At 37.0% G+C, this 20,333-nt stretch carries 19 protein-coding genes, 2 tRNA genes and 1 other RNA gene; 16 read left to right on the top strand and 6 right to left on the bottom strand.

What is annotated here, in order from left to right; genetic code table 11:
• The first annotated feature begins 87 nt into the window (after positions 1–87).
• On the top strand, positions 88–345 hold the full coding sequence (locus CLO1100_RS18895; RefSeq protein ID WP_014315374.1) for a DUF3343 domain-containing protein: 258 nt from the start codon (positions 88–90) through the stop codon (positions 343–345).
• Between the two features lie 142 nt (positions 346–487).
• Positions 488–700: non-coding RNA, 6S RNA (gene ssrS, locus CLO1100_RS20385), on the top strand.
• Positions 701–732: 32 nt separating this feature from the next.
• Here the strand turns inward: ssrS and CLO1100_RS18890 are convergent.
• Entirely contained in the window at positions 733–2,169 is a 1,437-nt protein-coding gene (locus CLO1100_RS18890; RefSeq protein ID WP_014315373.1) for an FHA domain-containing protein, read from the bottom strand.
• A 140-nt stretch (positions 2,170–2,309) separates the two neighbouring features.
• On the opposite strand from CLO1100_RS18890, the gene CLO1100_RS18885 reads away from it, so the two are divergent.
• The 11 genes from CLO1100_RS18885 (at position 2,310) to CLO1100_RS18835 (ending at position 10,994) form a co-directional block, all read left to right on the top strand.
• The gene (locus CLO1100_RS18885) at positions 2,310–3,188 is read left to right on the top strand and encodes a hypothetical protein (RefSeq protein WP_014315372.1); all 879 of its coding nucleotides are present in this window, start codon (positions 2,310–2,312) and stop codon (positions 3,186–3,188) included.
• A 187-nt stretch (positions 3,189–3,375) separates the two neighbouring features.
• The gene (epsC, locus tag CLO1100_RS18880; protein WP_014315371.1) at positions 3,376–4,083 is read left to right on the top strand and encodes a serine O-acetyltransferase EpsC; all 708 of its coding nucleotides are present in this window, start codon (positions 3,376–3,378) and stop codon (positions 4,081–4,083) included.
• Positions 4,084–4,106: 23 nt separating this feature from the next.
• Positions 4,107–5,492: a cysteine--tRNA ligase gene (gene cysS, locus CLO1100_RS18875; protein WP_014315370.1), complete on the top strand. Its 1,386-nt coding sequence runs from the start codon at positions 4,107–4,109 to the stop codon at positions 5,490–5,492.
• Positions 5,493–5,625: 133 nt separating this feature from the next.
• Complete coding sequence (locus CLO1100_RS18870) at positions 5,626–6,459, top strand: NlpC/P60 family protein (RefSeq protein ID WP_014315369.1); 834 nt, start codon at positions 5,626–5,628, stop codon at positions 6,457–6,459.
• A gap of 64 nt (positions 6,460–6,523) precedes the next feature.
• Positions 6,524–7,285, top strand: a complete 762-nt coding sequence (locus CLO1100_RS18865) for an exodeoxyribonuclease III (protein WP_014315368.1) — start codon at positions 6,524–6,526, stop codon at positions 7,283–7,285.
• A gap of 260 nt (positions 7,286–7,545) precedes the next feature.
• On the top strand, positions 7,546–7,965 hold the full coding sequence (locus tag CLO1100_RS18860) for a ribonuclease III domain-containing protein (RefSeq protein ID WP_014315367.1): 420 nt from the start codon (positions 7,546–7,548) through the stop codon (positions 7,963–7,965).
• A gap of 31 nt (positions 7,966–7,996) precedes the next feature.
• On the top strand, positions 7,997–8,956 hold the full coding sequence (rlmB, locus tag CLO1100_RS18855; RefSeq protein WP_014315366.1) for a 23S rRNA (guanosine(2251)-2'-O)-methyltransferase RlmB: 960 nt from the start codon (positions 7,997–7,999) through the stop codon (positions 8,954–8,956).
• Between the two features lie 208 nt (positions 8,957–9,164).
• Entirely contained in the window at positions 9,165–9,809 is a 645-nt protein-coding gene (sigH, locus tag CLO1100_RS18850) for an RNA polymerase sporulation sigma factor SigH (protein WP_014315365.1), read from the top strand.
• 83 nt (positions 9,810–9,892) lie between these two features.
• A tRNA-Gly gene (locus CLO1100_RS18845) sits at positions 9,893–9,966 on the top strand.
• A gap of 6 nt (positions 9,967–9,972) precedes the next feature.
• Positions 9,973–10,048, top strand: a tRNA-Thr gene (locus tag CLO1100_RS18840).
• A 253-nt stretch (positions 10,049–10,301) separates the two neighbouring features.
• Positions 10,302–10,994 (top strand): DinB family protein, encoded by a 693-nt coding sequence (locus tag CLO1100_RS18835; RefSeq protein ID WP_014315364.1) that lies wholly within the window; start codon positions 10,302–10,304, stop codon positions 10,992–10,994.
• A 204-nt stretch (positions 10,995–11,198) separates the two neighbouring features.
• On the opposite strand, the gene CLO1100_RS18830 is transcribed toward CLO1100_RS18835, so the two are convergent.
• Positions 11,199–11,495, bottom strand: a complete 297-nt coding sequence (locus CLO1100_RS18830) for a hypothetical protein (protein WP_014315363.1) — start codon at positions 11,493–11,495, stop codon at positions 11,199–11,201.
• A 348-nt stretch (positions 11,496–11,843) separates the two neighbouring features.
• Here CLO1100_RS18830 and CLO1100_RS18825 point away from each other — a divergent pair, with 348 nt between their 5' ends.
• Entirely contained in the window at positions 11,844–12,731 is an 888-nt protein-coding gene (locus CLO1100_RS18825) for a hypothetical protein (protein ID WP_014315362.1), read from the top strand.
• 46 nt (positions 12,732–12,777) lie between these two features.
• Here CLO1100_RS18825 and CLO1100_RS18820 read toward each other — a convergent pair whose 3' ends face one another.
• Together CLO1100_RS18820 and CLO1100_RS18815 are read right to left on the bottom strand one after the other, a co-directional pair.
• A complete protein-coding gene (locus CLO1100_RS18820; protein WP_014315361.1) occupies positions 12,778–14,814 on the bottom strand; it encodes a methyl-accepting chemotaxis protein in 2,037 nt (678 codons plus the stop codon).
• Between the two features lie 264 nt (positions 14,815–15,078).
• A complete protein-coding gene (locus CLO1100_RS18815) occupies positions 15,079–15,726 on the bottom strand; it encodes an isoprenylcysteine carboxylmethyltransferase family protein (RefSeq protein ID WP_014315360.1) in 648 nt (215 codons plus the stop codon).
• Between the two features lie 132 nt (positions 15,727–15,858).
• Here CLO1100_RS18815 and CLO1100_RS18810 point away from each other — a divergent pair, with 132 nt between their 5' ends.
• Together CLO1100_RS18810 and CLO1100_RS18805 are read left to right on the top strand one after the other, a co-directional pair.
• Complete coding sequence (locus CLO1100_RS18810) at positions 15,859–17,136, top strand: C45 family peptidase (protein WP_014315359.1); 1,278 nt, start codon at positions 15,859–15,861, stop codon at positions 17,134–17,136.
• A gap of 142 nt (positions 17,137–17,278) precedes the next feature.
• The gene (locus CLO1100_RS18805; RefSeq protein ID WP_014315358.1) at positions 17,279–17,833 is read left to right on the top strand and encodes a biotin transporter BioY; all 555 of its coding nucleotides are present in this window, start codon (positions 17,279–17,281) and stop codon (positions 17,831–17,833) included.
• On the opposite strand, the gene CLO1100_RS18800 is transcribed toward CLO1100_RS18805, so the two are convergent.
• On the bottom strand, positions 17,817–18,398 hold the full coding sequence (locus CLO1100_RS18800) for a uracil-DNA glycosylase (protein ID WP_014315357.1): 582 nt from the start codon (positions 18,396–18,398) through the stop codon (positions 17,817–17,819). The genes CLO1100_RS18805 and CLO1100_RS18800 overlap by 17 nt on opposite strands.
• Positions 18,399–18,494: 96 nt before the next feature.
• Positions 18,495–19,961, bottom strand: coding sequence for a ribosomal protection-like ABC-F family protein (abc-f, locus tag CLO1100_RS18795; protein ID WP_014315356.1), 1,467 nt, complete (start codon positions 19,959–19,961; stop codon positions 18,495–18,497).
• Positions 19,962–20,333: the final 372 nt, after the last annotated feature.

Here is a 20,333-nt window from a genome sequence, read left to right as displayed (position 1 = left end):
CGGAACTTTTTAAAAGCCATTTCAATATTATGTAATGTAGAGCAACTAATTGTGGGTATAGGATATTACGGAATTGGAGTGGATTTTATGAAGTGTATTGCAATATTAGAATCTGGAAATTATGTTTACAAGCTGAATTCTGAGCTTGAAAAAAAAGGATATGATTTTGAAATTTTGTCTACTCCGTGCAGCATTGCTAAAGGAGGATGTGGGCTTTGTCTGAAATTTCCAGAAGAATTTCTTGGCGTAATAAAGGCGGAAGCCGCTCGTATCAATACTCCCGTAAAGGAAGTATACAGAGTTATTTCGGGGTTTTCAAAGAATAAGTATGAAAGATTATATTAGACAAATTATAAGGGAGAAAACAGTCGCTATTACCCGATATATTATTTAGATTCTGTTTTACATGGATAGGAACCGATGTTATAATAAATCCATCGAAAGCAGTCAGATATACGACTGGTGAACTTTCAAAAATTGAATAACAGTTATCCTGAAATGAGCGAATGAAACCTTTATTTTGAACCTACATCTTTCATAAGGGAGTCTGCTGTCTGGTATACGATGTCAGGCCTTATGTAATTCCGACACACGGCGTGAACGTTGTGCAACGGCGAAGGAAGGCTGAAGATACCACCGGGACACCCACCTAGCTTCGGGCTAGGTGTCAAAATACTGGGGACGCCATTTTGGGACTAACTTAAAGTGACGAGGGGCATTTATATGCCCCTTTTACTTATCTTTTTTTCTTTTTATTTTCCATACTCCTTTAAAATTTTTAATCAAGCGTACCTTTCTCTTAACCCTGTCTGAAAATAGACGCTTCAATTCTTCTCGGGATTTTGGGAGATTGGTAAAGGATTGGGTATAGGGATTGTTAGTTCGCTTTATATTATTCGGAAGGTCTGCTACGTAGGTGCTTCTATTTGCCTCTATCGGTTCGGTACTCGGGTTTCCCGGTTTCATGCCTATCAGTATTTTAGATATTTCTTTCATAAGAGAGAGCTCCATATTCTGTTGATTTGACTCAATAGCTTTAATATTATTAAAAATAATATTTTGGGCTTCTTTTAAATCTGCTACCTGTCTTTTCAATAATTTAAGTTCCGTTGTTATAATGGCTCTCATTTCATCAGTGCTAAGACCGCTTTCCCAATCCATGGAATCATGTGTAAACATTAACTTAAAGCCGTTTACAAATGTGGCTGGTATTTCGTTGGACTGGACATGCTCATATAGGCTATTTGACTTATATCTGACACAAATATGCTGCCTTGAAAGAGAGGTGCTTTTAGGGGATTTTGTGAAACTGGCTCCGGAATCATTTGATATAAATGAATTAAGGGCATCATCCTTAAGGTAATATATCACCAGGCTACTCTTTACGGATAGTATTGAAAAGTTGGAAATAGGAGTACCCGAAGCTGCCAGAATGCTTTCAGATGTCCACATGTTTCTGTCCGGTATTTTTTGTTGATATACCAACTGAAACTGTTTATCCTGTTTTCTTACATAACAGATATGGAAGATACCGTTTCTGTCAACGACTACTCTCGGATTCTGACTGTTGGAGGAAAACATGGTAATTTGTGAATACTCGCTCCAGGTTTTATTAACCGTAGAATACTTCTTGTAACCTATTTGGTTATTCTTTCCGTCAGATATATGGTAAAAGACATATATATCATCATTCAAGTCATAAACAACCGTGTAAGGGTTTGGGAGTATAGTTATATTATCCACTTTTTTGGGTGCAACAGGAACACCATCGGTTATTGTCTGATAGGACAGCATATATATTCCGTTATGTTCAATTATAAAGAAAATATGTACGGAACTATTTGCAACAATCAACGATAAATGTTTGTTAAATACAGAGTGTGATTTACTGGTAAGGACGGGTAACGCCTTAACTGTTTCATTTTGCTGCATAAAACAATAAATAATATTACCTTTCTTATCCTGATAAATGATATGGAAGCAATCCTTTTCATCGATTTCCACATAGAATTGCTCATAGGCTTCTGACTGCACTACTCTGGGCTCCGACCAGGCGAATCTTTTAGAAAATACGCTGTAACATATTCCCTGATTGGTATCATAGTAAAAATTCCAAAGCTTGCCCTCGGAATCTTTAAATACAAATTGTTTGTTGTTGGGATTGTACATATTTATCGGCCTCCAATCATTAATATATATGCTTAAAATTAGCTGTTTAGTAACAAAACAAAGTAATCACACATTTGTTTAAATAACATAATATGTAATTAAGGGAAATCATCAAACAACTGCAATTAAGGGGGATTTTTATGGGTCAAGATAATGACAGAGTGGTCTCGGGGCTTATTTGTGAGAGAGATCTCAGTAAAATAAGAGAAGCCGTCGGTGTACATGCTGAAAAAATATACGATTCATGTAAGGATAGGGATTGTATAGAAAATGCAAGAGTATATTTTGATCGTCTTACGGATGCTGAAGTTCGTGCTATCAATGATTCCTTTAACGTTAAAATTAGAACGGCAGAGGTAAATGATGTTATAACGGATATAGAAGCAGTTCCATTTAAGAGAGGCTTTTATGCTGTAGATGTCAAATTTATTATAGCTGTAACACTTGATTTCTTTACCAGAATAACTGTGGGAGGCAGAGAAAGAATTCAGATAACTTCAGTAGAAGGCAACATATCCTACGACAAGAAAATAATATTATTCGGTTCAGAAGGCGGAGTTAAGATATTTAAGTCACTTTACCAGCCAAGGGCACTGGACATCCAATCAAATGCCGAGCTGCAGCAAAGTAACCTGCCTTTCTGTAAGATAGAAGTTGCTGAGCCTATTCCGTTAACTGCAAGAACAAAGAGCTGTTTAGACAAACTGGATGATGACAGGGAAATGGAAAGAGGACCCGGCCCACAGCCTGGACCTGTACTTACAAGAAGAGTGTACGTTACAGTAGGATTATTCTCAATAGTTAGTCTTGCAAGGGTTGTACCACTCTTAATACCTGCTTTCGATTTTTCATATCCGCATAAGCACTGTCCTGCAGGAACAGATGACAACGCATGTGAATTGTTTGATACGTTCGATTTTCCATATGATGAGTTCTATCCACCTCAAAAATTTGATTTCCCCGGTGCGACAGATCAAGAAAGGCTTTTACTTGAAGATGTGAATGGATGCGAGGACTAGCGTAGCAACTGTAAGGTGAAAGAGGAAGGATTTAGTTCCTTCCTTTTTTATTATGCTTTATACTGTCAATGTATCCTTATTTACATAGAAAATTAAAACTGTTAAAATTACTATAGCTGTACAGGATTGATTTTTTGAATTAAGAATATAATGATTTAGAATTTAATTTATATATAAAGGATAAAGTATGAAAAAAGGTCTGATGTATGATGCGAAATCAATAGCGAGTCGTGACCCTGCTGCGAAGAGTACACTGGAGGTCGTTTTACTGTATCCGGGTTTTCATGCTCTTGTATATCATAGGATAGCTCATTGGTTTTATAAAAAGAAAAGGTTTTTTATAGCCAGGTTTATATCGCAGTTTGGCAGACATTTTACAGGTATAGAGATACATCCCGGTGCCAAAATAGGTAGCGGTTTGTTTATAGATCACGGAATGGGTGTTGTTATAGGAGAGTCAGCGGAAATAGGGGATAACTGTACAATTTACCACGGAGTTACCCTTGGAGGAACAGGTAAGGACAAGGGCAGGAAACGTCATCCCACAGTTGGGAATAATGTACTTATTGGGGCAGGAGCAAAGGTGTTAGGGCCCTTCAATATTGGAGATAATTCAACCATAGGAGCAAATACTTTTGTATCCTTTGAGGTTGAGCCATATTCCACAGTGGTAGGGGTAAAAGGGAGAACTGTTAAAAAGGCAGGTAAGAGAGTTGATTGTCCGTCCGAGTCTCTGGATCAGATACACATGCCGGATCCATTGTCACAGGAGATATGTAAACTCGCAAATCGTTTGCAGCATTTTGAAAATATGATATGCAACAGTGAAAGGGTGTCAGGTGGGAATTCTCAGCCCTTGAATAAAAAGAATGATAATAATACAATTAATAAATAGATGTACATGAGAGGAGAAGAGAAATGAAGGTCTACAATACACTTTCAAGGCAAAAAGAAGATTTCAAGCCTATTGATGATAAAGAGGTACGTATATATTCCTGTGGTCCTACCGTTTATAATTATGCACATATAGGAAACCTCCGCACATATGTATTTATGGATATACTCAGGAGGGTTCTGGAATATAACGGATACAGCCTTAAACATGTTATGAATATTACAGACGTAGGTCATCTTGTTTCAGATGAGGACGAGGGCGAGGACAAAATGGTAAAGGGTGCCCGTGAACAGAAAAAGACGCCCTGGGAAATCGCAGAATACTATACTAACATTTTTATGAAAGATATAAAGGCTCTTAATATACAGATTCCTGAAATAGTACCAAAAGCAACTGAGCATATTCCGGAAATGTTGGAATTTGTTCATGGTCTTGTTGACAAGGGCTATGGATATGAAACCAGCGATGGAATATATTTTGACATACAAAAATTTGACGAATACGGAAAGCTTTCAAGGGCCAACCTTGAAGACCAGATTGCAGGAGCAAGAGTTGAGGTAAATGAGGAAAAGCATCATCCTGCGGACTTTGCTATATGGAAAAAGGCTCCAAAGGAACACATCATGCAGTGGCCAAGCGAATGGGGAATGGGATATCCCGGTTGGCATATTGAGTGTTCTGCAATGGGAAGAAAATATCTTGGAGATACCTTTGATATTCATACAGGCGGAGTTGACCATATACCCGTTCATCATGAAAATGAAATTGCCCAGTCAGAGGCACTTCTTGAAAAACCGGCAGTAAATTACTGGATGCACGGTGAATTTATGATGGTTAACAACGGTAAAATGTCAAAGAGCCTTGGTAATACTTATACCATAGACAATTTAAAGGAAAAGGGTTACGACCCTATGGCATTCAGATATATGTGTCTGAACGCCCACTACAGAAACAAGCTGAACTTTACATGGGATGTTATGCAGTCGGCACAGGTTTCCTATGACAGGTTTGTGGAAGGTGTACTTTCTCACAAGGATGGAAAGGAACAGATTGACAGTGCCGTTGTAAAAGAACTCCTCAGTGATTTTGAAGATGCCGTAAATGATGACCTGAATATTCCAAAGGCTCTGGGAGTGGCTTGGAACGCAATCAGATACGGTAAAAAGTCACAGGAGATATATGAGCTTCTTACTAAAATGAACAAAATATTCGGATTTAATCTGGAGAAAAAGAAGGACAACACAGGTGAAACGGAAATAAGTCCCGAGGTTCAGAAACTACTGGAAGAAAGACAAGAAGCCAGAGCCCAAAAGAACTGGAAACGTTCAGATGAGATAAGAGACGAATTAAAGGCTATGGGGTATGCAGTAGAAGATACTGCAAATGGGCCTAAATTAAAGCTTTTGTAATTTGATAACAAGTAAAATTTATATATTTCTCAAATCCTTTCACACCTTGGGCAAAACCAAGGTGTGTTTTTTTGCGCTTTCCTTCATATTATGTTAATAGACATTTTTTAATAGTATATGAAGGAGTGATTTAATGAACAGGTTGCAGGAATTTATAGGAATTGTCAGGTCAAAGCTTGGCAGCGGCTATGTTTTTGGAGGACAGAACGATAAGCCTTTGACGAAGGAAGCCTTGGCAGAACTGGTTAAACGGTTTGGGAAATCCCATTACTATTTTAACAGCTTTTCCGCTGAAAGATGGTTGGGAAAAGAATATTATGACTGTTCAGGACTAATTGTTTATACCCTGAGGAAAATGGGGCTTATTGCAAATACCGCTGATTATACTGCACAGGCAATTTATTCTCAGCTATGCAAGCCTATAGAATCAAAGGATTTACAGGCAGGAGATTTATGTTTTAATAAAACGAGTTCGGGTATAGTTCATGTAGGTGTATTTATGGGAAACGGCAGAATTATTCATGCAAGAGGAACTTTTTATGGGGTGGTTGAAACACAGGTTTTTCCATCATTTAATACTTTCGGCAGACTGAACTTCTTCGAAGACCAAAAGCCCGAAGCGATTATTAAACCTGTAAATGCAATTAAAAAGGCAAAAGTTAAAACTACGGTAAATGAACAGCCATTTGATAATACAGCAGGCATAGGAATCATAAATGTGGGGAGCCTTGTACATGTGACAGGGGAAACAGACAACGGATGGTATCAGATAAATTTAAACGGAAAAATCGGTTTTGTAAAGGTGGCTGTACTTGATGACTATAATGAGCTTGCTAAAGCTATTGCTTTTTTGAGCCAAAATGCAGGTATTGACAATGTATACTGGTATAATCATGCTGGAGATGTTAAATGGCTGGATGTCTGCTTAATTAAAATTGCAAAGGCATTCGGGGCAAATCTCAACTAGAAGAAATTTTTTTACGTTTATGATATACTTTATTTAATTTATTTTACAACGGGAGAAAATACTTATGACAAAGCTGGTTTCATGGAATGTCAATGGGCTTAGGGCGTGTATTGGCAAGGGCTTTTGGGATTTTTTCAAAGAGGTAGATGCGGATATATTCTGCGTTCAGGAAACAAAGCTTCAGGAAGGACAGATTGAACTGGAGCTTGAAGGTTATGAACATTATTGGAATTATGCTGTTAAAAAAGGATACTCTGGTACGGCTATTTTCACAAAAATAAAGCCTGTATCATCTTCCTGCGGCATCGGTATAGAGGAACACGACAATGAAGGAAGGGTTATAACTCTGGAGTTTGAGGAGTACTTTCTTGTAAATGTGTATACACCAAACTCCAAGAGAGAGCTTGAAAGACTGGAATATCGTATGAAGTGGGAAGATGATTTCAGGGTGTACCTGAAGCAGCTGGAGCAGACTAAACCTGTTATAATTTGCGGCGATATGAATGTGGCTCACCAGGAGATCGATATAAAGAATCCGCGTTCAAATAAAAGAAGTGCAGGCTTTACCATGGAGGAAAGAGAAAAATTCTCCGAGCTTCTGGAGCAGGGGTTTGTGGACACTTTCAGAACTCTGTATCCGGATAAAACGGGAGCCTACACATGGTGGTCATATATGTTCAAAGCCAGAGAAAAGAATGTAGGCTGGAGAATAGATTATTTCTGCATATCGGAGGCATTAAAGGATAGAATTGAAGCTGCTGAAATATACTGTGACATTATGGGTTCCGATCATTGTCCTGTAGGATTGACAATTAAGTGTGAATAATTCAGTAATTTATCCCGGAATTATTCACATGGTGGATAAGCCTATTTTAAATATATACACAGATTTATACACATTATCCACAGAAAAACATGTCCACAACATAAAGACAATGTGGATAACGTGTTAAATATCACTCTATTTACGTTTTAGCTGTGGATAAGTAAGCAAAAAGGAATGATGGATAAAAATTGTTTTAACATATGCTACTTTCGTGTATAATAAATATGCATAAAAAGGCATATTAGAGTTGGAGAAAATGAATGTTTGAAGAAACTATACAAAACATGCGCAAAGATTTCGATATTAAACCGATGGATGTGATGAATCTTCAGCCATTGGTTTTAGCTTATATAGGGGATGCGGTTTATGAAGTTTATATACGTACTATGCTTGTAGTAAACAGCAAGTCAAATGTAAATATGCTTCATAAGATGTCTGTCAAGTATGTTAAAGCAAAGTCTCAGGCAGATATAGTTCACCGTGTTAACGACAGACTTACTGCGGACGAGCAGGATATTGTCAGGAGAGGCCGCAATGCCAAATCGGCAACTGTTCCGAAACATGCAGATGTTACAGATTACAGGTATTCTACCGGCTTTGAGGCATTGATAGGATATTTATACCTAACAAACAACTACGAACGGCTTATGGAAATTTTAAGACTGGCAGTTGAAGAATAACAAATAACGATGAAAGCGTGGAATTAAGAATATGGCAGAATCAAGAAACAGAAGACCAGGTAATGCCCGTTATGATAAAAAGGGCCCCACTTCTGACTATGGAAGGAAGAATTTTTCTGGAGACAGTAAAAAACGTGGGGTAAAGCCGGAAGAACGCAAGGGGTTCAAGAGTGAGCCTGCAAAGAGAGGAACCTATGCGACACCTGTAAAAGATACCGAGTTTGAAAACATTGAAAAAGATAATGTTGTCCCAGAGGAAAGTGACAAGCTTGAGGGAAGAAACTCCGTAATGGAGGCTCTGAAAGCGAACAGAACAATAAATAAGCTGTTTATAGCAAAGGGCGAAAAGGAAGGCTCTATTCGCCAGATTATAGCTATGGCAAGGCAAAAAGGGATTATTACTACTGAGGTTGACAAAAATATACTTGACGGAATGTCTACAACCAGATCTCATCAGGGAGTTATAGCTTATGTTGCAGTTAAGGATTATGTGGAAGTAGACGATATACTTGCAGCTGCTCAGGAGAAGGGCCAGCCTCCGTTTATTATCATACTGGATGAGATTTCTGACCCCCATAATTTCGGTGCAATCTTAAGAACAGCCAATGCTGTAGGAGCTCATGGGGTAATTATTCCAAAGAGAAGGGCCATAGGACTTACTTCGGCAGTGTCAAAGGCATCAGCCGGGGCGGTGGAGTATGTACCGGTTTCAAGGGTAACAAATATTTCCCAGACTATAGAATATCTCAAGAAAAATAATGTCTGGGTTGTTGGAACTGATTCTACAGGAGAAAAAGCTTTTTACGAAAGCGACTTGAAAGGCCCGATGGCTCTTGTCGTGGGAAGTGAAGGCGAAGGAATGGGTAAACTTGTAAGAGAGAAATGTGATTTTGTTGTTAATATCCCTATGCAGGGGGAAATCAGCTCATTAAATGCATCTGTTGCAGCAGCTATAGTTATGTATGAGATACTAAAACAAAGAGGTAAATAGAAGTACATTTTTTAAGTAAACCCCATAAAAGCACAATAAAAGTATATTCGGCAGGAAAACTGGGGTTTTCGGGAGCCGGATAAATTCAGTAAAGTAAAGTAACTTGACATATGGGACATAGACACTTATAATTTTAAATGAGTGTCTATATCTTTATTTAGTTGTAATTCTTACCATACTTATGTAAGCCAAAATGGGGGCAACTGTATTGAAAATAAACTTAAAGGCTGAGGTCTATCAAACATATTCTGGTATGGTTGACGAAGATGTAATATTAGAGGCTAGAGCAGGTGACCAACAAGCTCTGGAATATCTTATTAACAAGTATAAAAGCTTTGTTCGGGCAAAAGCCAGAACGTACTTCCTGATAGGTGCAGACAGAGAAGACATTATTCAGGAAGGTATGATTGGACTTTTTAAGGCTATCCGGGACTATAAAGGGGACAAGCTTTCATCCTTCAGAGCATTTGCAGAACTCTGTATTACCAGACAAATAATTACCGCTATTAAAACTGCTACCAGACAAAAACATATTCCATTAAATTCATATGTCTCTTTAAACAAACCCATTTTTGACGAAGAATCAGACCGTACTTTGATGGACATAATCAGTGAGGAGAGTATAAGCGACCCCGAAGAACTGATTATAAACAGGGAAGAATTCCGTGGCATAGAAAATAAGATGGGTGAGATTTTGAGTTCCCTTGAATGGGAAGTTTTGACTTCATACCTTGACGGTAAATCATATCAGGAAATTGCGGAAGATTTGGACAGGCATGTAAAATCCATAGACAATGCGTTACAGCGTGTAAAACGTAAATTGGAGAAATATCTAGAAGAACAGAAAGCCTAATTTGGTTAAATTGGCGTTTTCAGCACTGGACTATATTGTTCATAACATGCTATAATACGTTCGTTCTAGTGTCCCGCACGTATGCGGGTGTAGTTCAATGGTAGAACATCAGCTTCCCAAGCTGACAGCGTGGGTTCGATTCCCATCACCCGCTCCAATATATGCTCCCATAGCTCAGTTGGCAGAGCGCATCCATGGTAAGGATGAGGTCATCGGTCCGATTCCGATTGGGAGCTCCAAAAAGAAATACCTTCGACAAAGTCGGAGGTATTTCTTTTTTGGGGCTATGACTCGACTCGGACTGACCTCAATTCATTAATGTGTGTACGCTCTGCCGGGCTGAGCCGGTGAAGCCTTTATTCTCCTCTCTTTTCATATTATATGGAAAATTTAAGTTGTTCATGGTATGATAATCGCATATAATCAGCCCCAATTAAACCTTATATATTGTAAACTTGGGGCAGCCATTACAAAAGTAATCAGGTGGTCAAAATGGATAAAAAAGCATGGGGATCTCAACAGAATTTATTAAGAAGCATAATTTTAAAACCAGACAAATTTGACGAGGTAATTGAATTATGTCTGAATCAACATGAAATGGTACACTCTTCTGATATGTCACAAAAAAATATTACAACATTTGAAGATGAATTGTGGCAAGGACTAGATGAATCAACATTTCGTACTATGTTGGCAAGTGAAAATAATACTATTGCATGGTGTATATGGCATTCAACAAGAATAGAAGATATAACAATGAATATATTGGTGGCAGACGGAGCTCAAGTAATCAGTTCAGGGCAATGGATTCAAAAAATGAATAATGTAATTTGTGATACCGGTAATGCTATGACAAATGAAGAAATTGTTCACTTTAGTACTAATATTGATATGAATGAGTTACGTAAATATAGAATTGCAGTAGGAAAAAGGACTCGTGAGATTATAAGAGACTTTAAACCTGAAGATTTAAAAAGAAAAATAGAAAAGAACAAACTGAAGAGGGTTATAGATGAAGGTGCCGTATTGGACGTTGAAGGTGCTAATTGGTTAATTGATTTTTGGGGTAGGAAAAATGTAGCAGGAATTTTATTAATGCCTGTAACCCGTCATCATATGGTGCATCTAAATGAGTCTTTACGAATAAAAAAGAGGTGCCAGACATCACATACGGCCAAAGTTTAGCTATTAGCATACATCTGACTTTCCTGTGCATGAAATGCAAGGCAATGAACAGGTTGAGGGACCGAGTTTTGAAATGTATTATGGTATGAGCGGACATTGCACAGGTGAAATATGGATACCGGTTAAGACAAAATGATTTAACATTAGAAAATCCTACAGGCATAAGTTAGCCTGAAGGATTTATTACGCTGATAAAGAGATACTTCATCTCCTCAAAAAATTAAAAACCATCCGACAGTCAAAAAATCCTTGCTTATAAAAGAAGGTTTGATTGTCGGAGGATAGTTTTCCATTTAAGCTGTCAAGCTCCAAAACCAGTGCAAAGGTTTCAGAAGGCAATAAATTTGCCAACTTCTTTAAGATGTCTTGATACTTAGCGGAAAACTCCAAATATGAAGCGGAATTAATGAATTCGTCGCTCAACTTATCAATTCGGCTATCCATACAAGATAGAATGAAAGTTTCCCTGTCCTTAAAACCAACGTTATTCTTAAAACACATATAATTTCCCTCCAAAGAAAAAATGGAGGGAAAATTAAAAAGTGCGGATAGGTGTGACCCTACACGCACTTGTTTGATTGCAAAAAGAAACAAAACCAAGTATAATAAAAACTGGTTGCTGTGGTGGACTTTCGTCCATACGTGTGGGTGGTGTTGACACCTGCATGAGTTTCTAAGTGCTCCAACACTTAGAAATCACGGCAACTATTTAATTTTCCCTAAAAAGATTATATCTATTATGGGAGAATTTTGCAACAAGTTTATAAGATGAATTTTAGCATGGTTGTTAATGAGTAATATGTATTATAATGGTAAATATAATAAAGCGAAAAATTGAGGTAAAGCATAATGGTAAAAATGAGAAAGCACATTATACTACTTCTAATGTTTGTTATATTCATATTAAGTTATAGTACAGTCAATGCAGATTCCGGGCCAAAGCCTACACTGGAGATAACAGTTTTAAATCCTCAGGATACTAGCTACTATCTGGACCTTCTTGGCAAGGAAGGTGAGTATGGATACTTTGATGCAACGGATGGCAACCAAGAGTACGACAATATGCATGACCAGCCAATCTATAAATATAACAAGGATGGCTGGAAGGCTATACATATGAGAACTTGGGTTCTGAACGGAAAACTTACGGGAGACCCTGTAGAAAAAGATAAAAACGGGAAAGTCCTTACAATGAGACATTCCTTTGGTTATGTTGGCGTTCCACAAAAATTCAAAATAATAATCCAGAAGTCTGATGGGTCAATACAGGTATCGGATATTATCCGGAATGGGTACTTCAATGCCCACGTAAAATATGACATGAAGACCAATCAGGTATTGTCTATAAGTGGAAACATACTTAAAAACGGTATAAAATTAGATAAAAAGTTTTTCAAAGACTATTTAATAAGGCTCCTATTAACCTTGATAATAGAGATATTTTTGGCTATTCCGTTCTTCTATAATAAAGCCAAGAGATTATTGATTATTGCGGGAGTAAATATCATAACTCAGACTTTTCTTACCTTTGGAATGATATTTAATTATCCAATTTTACATAAAATGCCTTTTAATACAGGCTATCTTGTAATCTTGCTTATAGGAGAGATTCTGGTATTTTTAGCAGAGTATTTAATTTATGTTAAACTGTTCGGTAAAGCAGAAAAAAGACAAATTGCAGCTTACACCTTTATTGCCAATGTCGCATCAATCGCAGTAGGATTTGTCATAATATAAAACAAAAGGCTATAGGCAAACTGCCTATAGCCTTTATTATAAGGTTTTATAGTTTGAAATTTTTGATAAGGCCCGATAGTTCTTCAGACATTTCCGCCATTGCTTTTGAAGAAGAGACTATTTCTTCTGTTAAAGCAATTTGTTCTTCACTAGCTGCCGATACCCCTTCGGCATTAGCGGCAAACTCATGGCTTGTCTCATTTATTTGCTGCATTGTATGCTCAAAGTCATGGCTGCTTTCGGTCATTATTTTTACACTTTCAGTTACATTAGCTACGATATCCTTTAGTTGTTCTGCTTGTCCAAAAATTACGGAGAAAGTATCACCATTTTCCTGGATGGCTTTTACACTTGAATTTACGGATTTTATACTGCTATCCATCTTAGTAACGGCTGTGTCAACTCCACTTCTTACTTCTACAATTAACTTTGCTATCCTGCCGCTGGCGTCAGCAGATTCTTCGGCCAGTTTCCTGATTTCATCTGCCACCACACTAAAGCCTCTACCGGCTTCTCCTGCTCTTGCCGCCTCAATAGCTGCATTTAAAGCAAGTAAGTTGGTCTGTTCAGCTATGCCGGTGATTAATTCAATAATCTGTCCTATTTGATTAGAAGTGTTCCCCAAATTGAAAATAACCTTTGAAACACCTTCTGTATCAGCTTTTAGGTTATTGATGCTATTAATGGATTCACTAGCCGTCTTGCTTCCTCTTGTAATATCATCTATCATATGCACAGTAGTTTTTTGCATATTATGAGTACTTGTATTTACTTCATTGATATGGTTGATTAAATTTTTCAGGTTTGACAATGCCGAATCAATATTGGCGGATTGTTCTTCCGCACCGGTGGAAATACCAAGAATTGTGTTGCCTACATCCTCAGCCGCAGTACCAACCTGCTCACCGGATGCATACAATTCCTGACTGGATGCAGCCACTTTGTCAGACGTTTCGTTTATCTGAGTAATTATTGTTTTAAAATTCTTAATCATAGCAGAAAAAGAATTCGCCAGCATACCAAGCTCATCCTTCCTTTTCAGAGAAGCTTCCGGAATATAAACCGTTAAATCTCCATTTGCCAAACGTTCTGCTTGGTTGGCAGCTGCAAGTATAGGTTTTGTCATTTTTCTGGTTAATAAATAAATAATAATTGGTGCCAGTATAATGCTTATTAGAATAACCCCAAATAATATTAATTTCAGATTATCTATCATTTCCATATGTGCTGAAACCGGCTTGTAAGTCAATATGTACATACCATACTTGTCACTGTTGCTGTAGGCTGCAATATATTTATTTCCATCGAGGGTAAAATTACCGATACCTGATTTATTAGATTTAATTGTATTATAAAAATCTTGCAGTCCTACAGCTTTATCCTGAAAGTTTAAAGATAAAACTTGTTTTTGATCTATTGATGAAATAACAAGTCCTTCTGAATTTAAAATTAGTGTTTTAAAATCATTCTTAGAAGAATTACTATCAATTATATTTTTAGATACATTGTTCAATTCTATTGCCATTGCTATTGTACCGAGGTGTTTTTCATTGTTTTTTACAGGGGTAACTATTGTAATAACAGGACGTCCGGTAGTAGGTGATGCTTTAGCTTCTCGTATCAGCAACTTATCCGTACTTCCCATTGTTTCATTTTCCCAACCGACAGATTTGCCACCGATACCGTCAGCTATATCTTTGTTTTTGTACATTAAGAATATATTTTCAAAAAGCCCGTTTGACAGATTAAAATTATTCTGCAAATTCTTTGAAATCTTCTCCACATCTGTTCCGATTGGATTAGTGGAATTGATAGCGGCCTCGGTTAGAGGATCAACTATACTAGGTTGAATTGCAATTGACTGGGCCTGCTTCTCCAGGTCAGACAAGGCCAATTCTATTTGGTTTGTCTTTTCAACAGCAATATTTAATAACGAATTACTGGCCGAGTTACCTAAATACTTTTCGGAAAAATAACTGGCTATAAACAAACTTATCAGCATAGGTATTAACATACACAGCACAGATACCATGAATATCTTCCAACTCAACCCCCTGAATTTAATTGCACCTTTGATACGCATTTGTTACCTCCTGTTAATTGAAGAATATTGTATAATTTACACCGGATAAGCAAAGTATTAATTTGATTATCGGCAGTACATTATCCTGGTACAGCTTTACCGAACAATTACATAGTAGAAGCAATTGAATTCATAACATCGTATTATCTGCTATTGCCGTGTACTTACCTAGTTTATTTGAATTTTAAGGAACAAATTATTAAAGTAGAAGAGTAGCTTTAAGATTTACATTGTTTATTATTCGACAAATTATCCTAAAATCCTTCATTTTCTACAAGATTCTTTAACTTTATAAACTAAATAATTGAACTTTAAAAAGTACCTTGGAACATTACTTTTGTATTTTTCATATTCCTTTCCAAACACAGTAGACAGGTGCTGTTCTTCTTGCAGAATAAGTAAATGAAAAGCAATCATATTAATAAACCATATGCCCAAGGTTATAATGTTGGAATAAGTAAGGAAAACACCTAAAAACATTAGATTGAAGCCAACAAAAGCAGGATTTCTGCTGAATTTGTAAATGCCGTTTGTAATAAGAGCTGTTTGCGTATTTTTGTCTATGCCTACTCTCCATGAAGTTTTCATAAAAACCACTGCCAAAATAAAAACGCCTGCACCTAAAGCGGTTATAAGGATACCTGTATATGTAATAAACATACTTTTGAAGATATTGCCTGCAATATGAGAAATCTTATTATGAAATACAATTTCAGATATCCAGGTCAGCAGCCACAACATACTCGAAGTCCTAACAAACAGTTCCGTAGAGTAAATTGAAAATTCTTTATTGCCTTTAGCAAGTACATTTGCTTTAATTCTGTTGTTTTTATTTAATATTACAAGCTTTAAAATATAGCTTAATCCAAAAATAAAAAACAACATCAAAGAAATAAAATCAGTTATCTGCATACTAAAACCCTCCTATAATTGAATATATGAACAATCATTCATATAATAATATTATATGAATCACGGAAAAAAAGCAAGAAGTACCAAATACATGTTATAATATTACAAAAATGGTTACACGAGGAGGAAAGTATGCGAAAAAAACTATTATATCTATTGTCTGTTATTGTTTTGGTAACGGGCTTAAATTTGGGTGCCATTACAATAAACGCAGCAGAAACTACCCAAAGAGTTACTATCACTGACAAGGGTTCACACTATGAAGTAATACTAAATTTTAAAGGTGAAAAATCTCATGAAAAAATCGGAAAGGAATACGGTTCCCAAATTCTAAAATCAGTTCCGCAATATGAAGCCCTTGTAGACTCATACTTGGCGGAAATTACCTCAAATGATGAAGTATACAGCTTAATGCTGCAAAGGGTAAATGACATTATACCTCAAGTAGATAAAGACTATGTTGATGAAATAAAGGGAATTGCATCAAATTTCACCGGGAAGAATGATAATGTAAGAGGGGATGGCAAACTCTCAACAGAAGAGATATTTTTAATGAATTTATGTCCCGATGTAGTCAGGCCTTCACAGTGCTGTGCGGCAGGAGTATATGGAGACAAATCTGAAAACAAGGACAATATAAGCATGAGAATATTGGATTGGCATGCAGGGTCTGAAAATCAACTGGCACGGATCCAATCAGTCGTTACATATAAAAATTCTAAAAAGTCTATCTGTACTATAGGGTATTTGGGATATATGGGATGTATATCGGCATTCAATGATAATAAGGTATTTGGTGCAATTCTGGACTCACATACAGGAGAACCTTATACCTCCCAAGAAAAACGATCATATCCCTTTGACTTAAGACATGCACTTGAAAATTATACAACACTCAATGGGGTTGCAGCTTATCTTAAATCTCCTGTTAGAAATTATACATATGGTCATTTAATATTTTTAAGTGATGCCGAAGTAACTAGGGTATTGGAAAATAATATAAGCGGAAAAGAAAACAGCCTTAGAGAGGTCAGGGCTGAAAAGTCAGGATTAAATGATGGTATTTCATGGGATATCAAGAACGCAATAGGTTGTGTAAATTCATTTATTTTAAAGGGAAATTTAGATAACCACTCTGATAACCCTTCTAACACCAATAGGTTTTACGGTATGAAAAAAGTACTAAAGGAACAAGGTGAAAAGGTTACATTTGATAACATGAAAGCTGTAGCATCATATTATCAAGGTGAGGAACCGGGGCCTCAAATAGAAGGAGATTTGTATAACACAAGTACTCAACAAATAATGGTTTTTGAGCCTGCAAAAAACAGATATGAGGTATTTTTCAGACCTGTTTCAGGTGACTTGCCCAAAGTTCCGGTTTTTGAAAAAATATCTGTTTTATTTTAAGAAAATATAGCTCTTTGGTTAATGAAAGAGAGGCTATTGTCAACCTAAACAAATGTTTTGGTTGACAATAGCCTCTCTTAAATATATACTCATATTACGTGGTAATAAATATAATATACATAAAGAGTTTCGGAGGAGAGCTATGAAAAACAATATGAACATACGTCAAATTGCAATTATAGGTGTTATAACGGCTGTAATCTGTATTTTAGGGCCATTATCCATACCGATAGGTGTAGTGCCTATTTCCTTTACAAATCTTGCAATATACTTTGCACTTTATACCCTTGGTATGAGAAAAGGAACTCTCAGCTACATAGTTTATATGCTGATAGGATTGGTAGGTATTCCAGTGTTTTCAGGTTTTTCAGGAGGTCTGTCAAAACTCGTTGGCCCAACGGGAGGCTATATCATAGGCTTTATTTTCATGGCAATAATTGGAGGTTGGTTTATAGACAGGTTTTGGAATAAATGGTACTTGTCTTTAATAGGAATGGTGGTGGGTACAGCAGTTTGCTATTTGTTCGGTACTGTATGGCTGGCATATCAGGCACATATGTCTTTGGGAGCAGCATTCTCGGCAGGTGTGATTCCTTTTATTCCGGGAGATATGGTAAAAGTTCTGATAGCTGCTTTTGCAGGGCCTCAAATTCGTAGAGGCTTGATGAAAGCTAATTTATTCAATGTATCTCTTTAAAATAACGCTCCGCCAGCATCTTCCAATCACAAAGAAAGGTAGAGTATAGGTTGGGGCGTCTTCTGACGGCAAGAGGATGATAGGTAGTGGTTGTGGTATATCCTCTCACGGAATGCCATGCACCTCTAAGGTTTTTGACCTCTGCATCCTTTTCCCCAAAAAACCACTGGGCAGCTATATTGCCAAGGCAGAATACAAACATTGGCTTCTGTCGGTCAATTTGTTCCACAAGATATTCCAGGCAAGCACTTCTTGCCGTTTCTTTGTCATAGCGACGTAAAGGACGGCATTTCAAAACATATGTTACATATAAATCCTTCATTTGAAGGCCGGTTTCAAAAACTGCACGTTGAAGGGTTTGTCTGGTGCCACAGACAAATTCAATACCGGATTTATCCTCACGGGCTCCCGGGTTATCCAGCAATACTAGTATTGGAGCTTTGGGGTTGCCTTCTCCCCATATAATGCGGGACCTCTGACAGTGTAATTCACATTTTTGACAGTTGGTTGCTTGTTCCGGTACTTTTTCTTCCGGCCATATTACAGGTGAAAAATCTTGATTCATATATCTTTTCTCCTTGTATTCAGTATTGCCGTAACAGTTTTCATATAAACGGTAAAAAACCGGGAAGAGAAACCCTTCCCGGTTTTTTAGCATAACTTACAGCTGGACAATCTTAGTGGCAATGTTATTACAAAACTCAATATCATGTTCTACAAAGAGAATAGTCGGCTGATGTTCCAATAGCAGTTCTTCAATCTGCATACGTGAAATTACGTCAATAAAATTCAGCGGTTCGTCCCATATATGCAGGTGGGCTTTATCACAAAGGCTTTTAGCAATCAATACCTTTTTCTTTTGTCCTCCGCTGAAATCAGAAATATCTTTCTCAAACTGTACTCTGGAAAAATCAAGCTTCCTTAAAATAGCCTTGAAAAGGCTCTCGTCAATTTCGTTAGCCCTGGCATAGTCACTTAGATTTCCGCAAAGTTGGGTGGTATTCTGGGATACATAGGAAATCTTCAACTGGTTTGACTTCCTGATAGTCCCGGAATAATTAATATCCTCACCGCAAATAAGCTTTATTATACTTGACTTGCCCGAACCGTTTTTACCCATCAGGGCTATCCTGTCCCCTTGTTCTATGGTGAAGGTCACGTTATCACAAGCTGTTTTATCACCATAGAAGATAGAGACATTTTCCAACTCAACAAGTCTGTCTGTATGAAAATTCAGTTGTGCAATTTTAAGCTTTTCAGAGCTTTCTATGTTCTTGAGAAGATTGGATTTATCCTCAATTGCCGACTGCTGTCTTGCTTGTATAGCTTTTGAACGGCTCATCATTTTTGCAGCCTTATGACCTATGAAACCTCTGTCAGGTGCGTGATTGCCAATCTTGGATTTCTCAGTTTTATCTGACCAGTCAGATGTCCGTTTTGCCGCTTCGGAAAGTCTTTTGATATCCTTTTTGAGCTTGTCGTTTTCCGCACGTTCATAGCTATCCTGCATCTCTTTATTTTCCCACCAGGAAGAAAAATTTCCTTTCTGTATTTCAATATTAGTTTTATTAATAGAAAGAATATGATCAACACAATTATCTAAAAAAGCCCTGTCATGGGAAACCAAGATAAATCCATGCTTTGTACTGATATAATCGCTGACAACTTTTCTTGCATTTATATCCAAATGATTTGTAGGTTCATCAATAAGCAAAAAACTGTTCTCTTTCAGAAAAAGTGCTGCAAGCAAAACCTTTGTCTGCTCTCCGTTGGACAAAGTATCAAAAGGCCTGTATAAAACATCGTCGTCAACCTCCAATAAGGACAGCTCACGCATAACCTCCCACAGAACATAATTGGGAAAAACTTCTTCAATAATATCTATGGTATTGTTTTCTTTATTTTTTACCTCATAAGGGAAATATTCAAAGGGAACTTTTGACGAAATACTACCGCTGTATTCATACTTGCCCAGCAGGAGATTGAGGAATGTAGTTTTTCCCCTGCCATTCCTCCCTGTAAAGCCCAGCTTCCAATCAGTATCTATCTGGAAGCTTACATTTTCAAATATATTATCATAACTGCCGTCATAGGCAAAAGTCAGATTTGTAACGTTAATTAAAGACATAAAATACCCTCCTGTACAAAAAAATATGAGCTGCAAGAAAGTTAATTTTTCCGCAGCTCATATAAATACAGCAAGGCCCCGTCTACCGGAGACAGGGAACAAAGGATTATGCCGAATGAGCCAAAAAGAATAAGTAACTTTCTTGCGTACACAACAAAACAAGGGATTACTCCCATAAAAATTATTGTTTAGTTATGTTTAAAATCAGCAAGAAATATTACTTCATCTTTTCAACTCCAATCATTTATTTGTAAATAGCATACCACACACATAGCTGTAATTCAATAAATAAACAACTTTAAATTATAGGTAGATAATTGCTTTGGAGGATTTATTGCACTAAAAATAGAATATGTAAGTAAATACAATTAA

Origin of the sequence: Clostridium sp. BNL1100 (assembly GCF_000244875.1) — a bacterium.
Lineage (GTDB): Bacteria > Bacillota > Clostridia > Acetivibrionales > DSM-1351 > Ruminiclostridium.
The sequence above is the reverse complement of the archived record's forward strand: the minus strand, read 5'-3'. Positions and strand labels throughout refer to the sequence as shown.

Bases quoted from the DNA above. Each gene is read 5' to 3' on its own strand.
- abc-f (WP_014315356.1), bottom strand. From the start codon at position 19,961: ATGTCTTTAATTAACGTTACAAATCTGACTTTTGCCTATGACGGCAGT.
- CLO1100_RS18860 (WP_014315367.1), top strand. From the start codon at position 7,546: ATGTTTGAAGAAACTATACAAAACATGCGCAAAGATTTCGATATTAAA.
- CLO1100_RS18800 (WP_014315357.1), bottom strand. From the start codon at position 18,398: ATGAATCAAGATTTTTCACCTGTAATATGGCCGGAAGAAAAAGTACCG.
- epsC (WP_014315371.1), top strand. From the start codon at position 3,376: ATGAAAAAAGGTCTGATGTATGATGCGAAATCAATAGCGAGTCGTGAC.
- CLO1100_RS18815 (WP_014315360.1), bottom strand. From the start codon at position 15,726: ATGCAGATAACTGATTTTATTTCTTTGATGTTGTTTTTTATTTTTGGA.
- cysS (WP_014315370.1), top strand. From the start codon at position 4,107: ATGAAGGTCTACAATACACTTTCAAGGCAAAAAGAAGATTTCAAGCCT.
- CLO1100_RS18830 (WP_014315363.1), bottom strand. From the start codon at position 11,495: ATGTGTTTTAAGAATAACGTTGGTTTTAAGGACAGGGAAACTTTCATT.
- CLO1100_RS18805 (WP_014315358.1), top strand. From the start codon at position 17,279: ATGAAAAACAATATGAACATACGTCAAATTGCAATTATAGGTGTTATA.
- CLO1100_RS18870 (WP_014315369.1), top strand. From the start codon at position 5,626: ATGAACAGGTTGCAGGAATTTATAGGAATTGTCAGGTCAAAGCTTGGC.
- CLO1100_RS18835 (WP_014315364.1), top strand. From the start codon at position 10,302: ATGGATAAAAAAGCATGGGGATCTCAACAGAATTTATTAAGAAGCATA.
- rlmB (WP_014315366.1), top strand. From the start codon at position 7,997: ATGGCAGAATCAAGAAACAGAAGACCAGGTAATGCCCGTTATGATAAA.
- CLO1100_RS18865 (WP_014315368.1), top strand. From the start codon at position 6,524: ATGACAAAGCTGGTTTCATGGAATGTCAATGGGCTTAGGGCGTGTATT.
- CLO1100_RS18820 (WP_014315361.1), bottom strand. From the start codon at position 14,814: ATGCGTATCAAAGGTGCAATTAAATTCAGGGGGTTGAGTTGGAAGATA.
- CLO1100_RS18810 (WP_014315359.1), top strand. From the start codon at position 15,859: ATGCGAAAAAAACTATTATATCTATTGTCTGTTATTGTTTTGGTAACG.
- CLO1100_RS18825 (WP_014315362.1), top strand. From the start codon at position 11,844: ATGGTAAAAATGAGAAAGCACATTATACTACTTCTAATGTTTGTTATA.
- CLO1100_RS18890 (WP_014315373.1), bottom strand. From the start codon at position 2,169: ATGTACAATCCCAACAACAAACAATTTGTATTTAAAGATTCCGAGGGC.
- CLO1100_RS18885 (WP_014315372.1), top strand. From the start codon at position 2,310: ATGGGTCAAGATAATGACAGAGTGGTCTCGGGGCTTATTTGTGAGAGA.
- CLO1100_RS18895 (WP_014315374.1), top strand. From the start codon at position 88: ATGAAGTGTATTGCAATATTAGAATCTGGAAATTATGTTTACAAGCTG.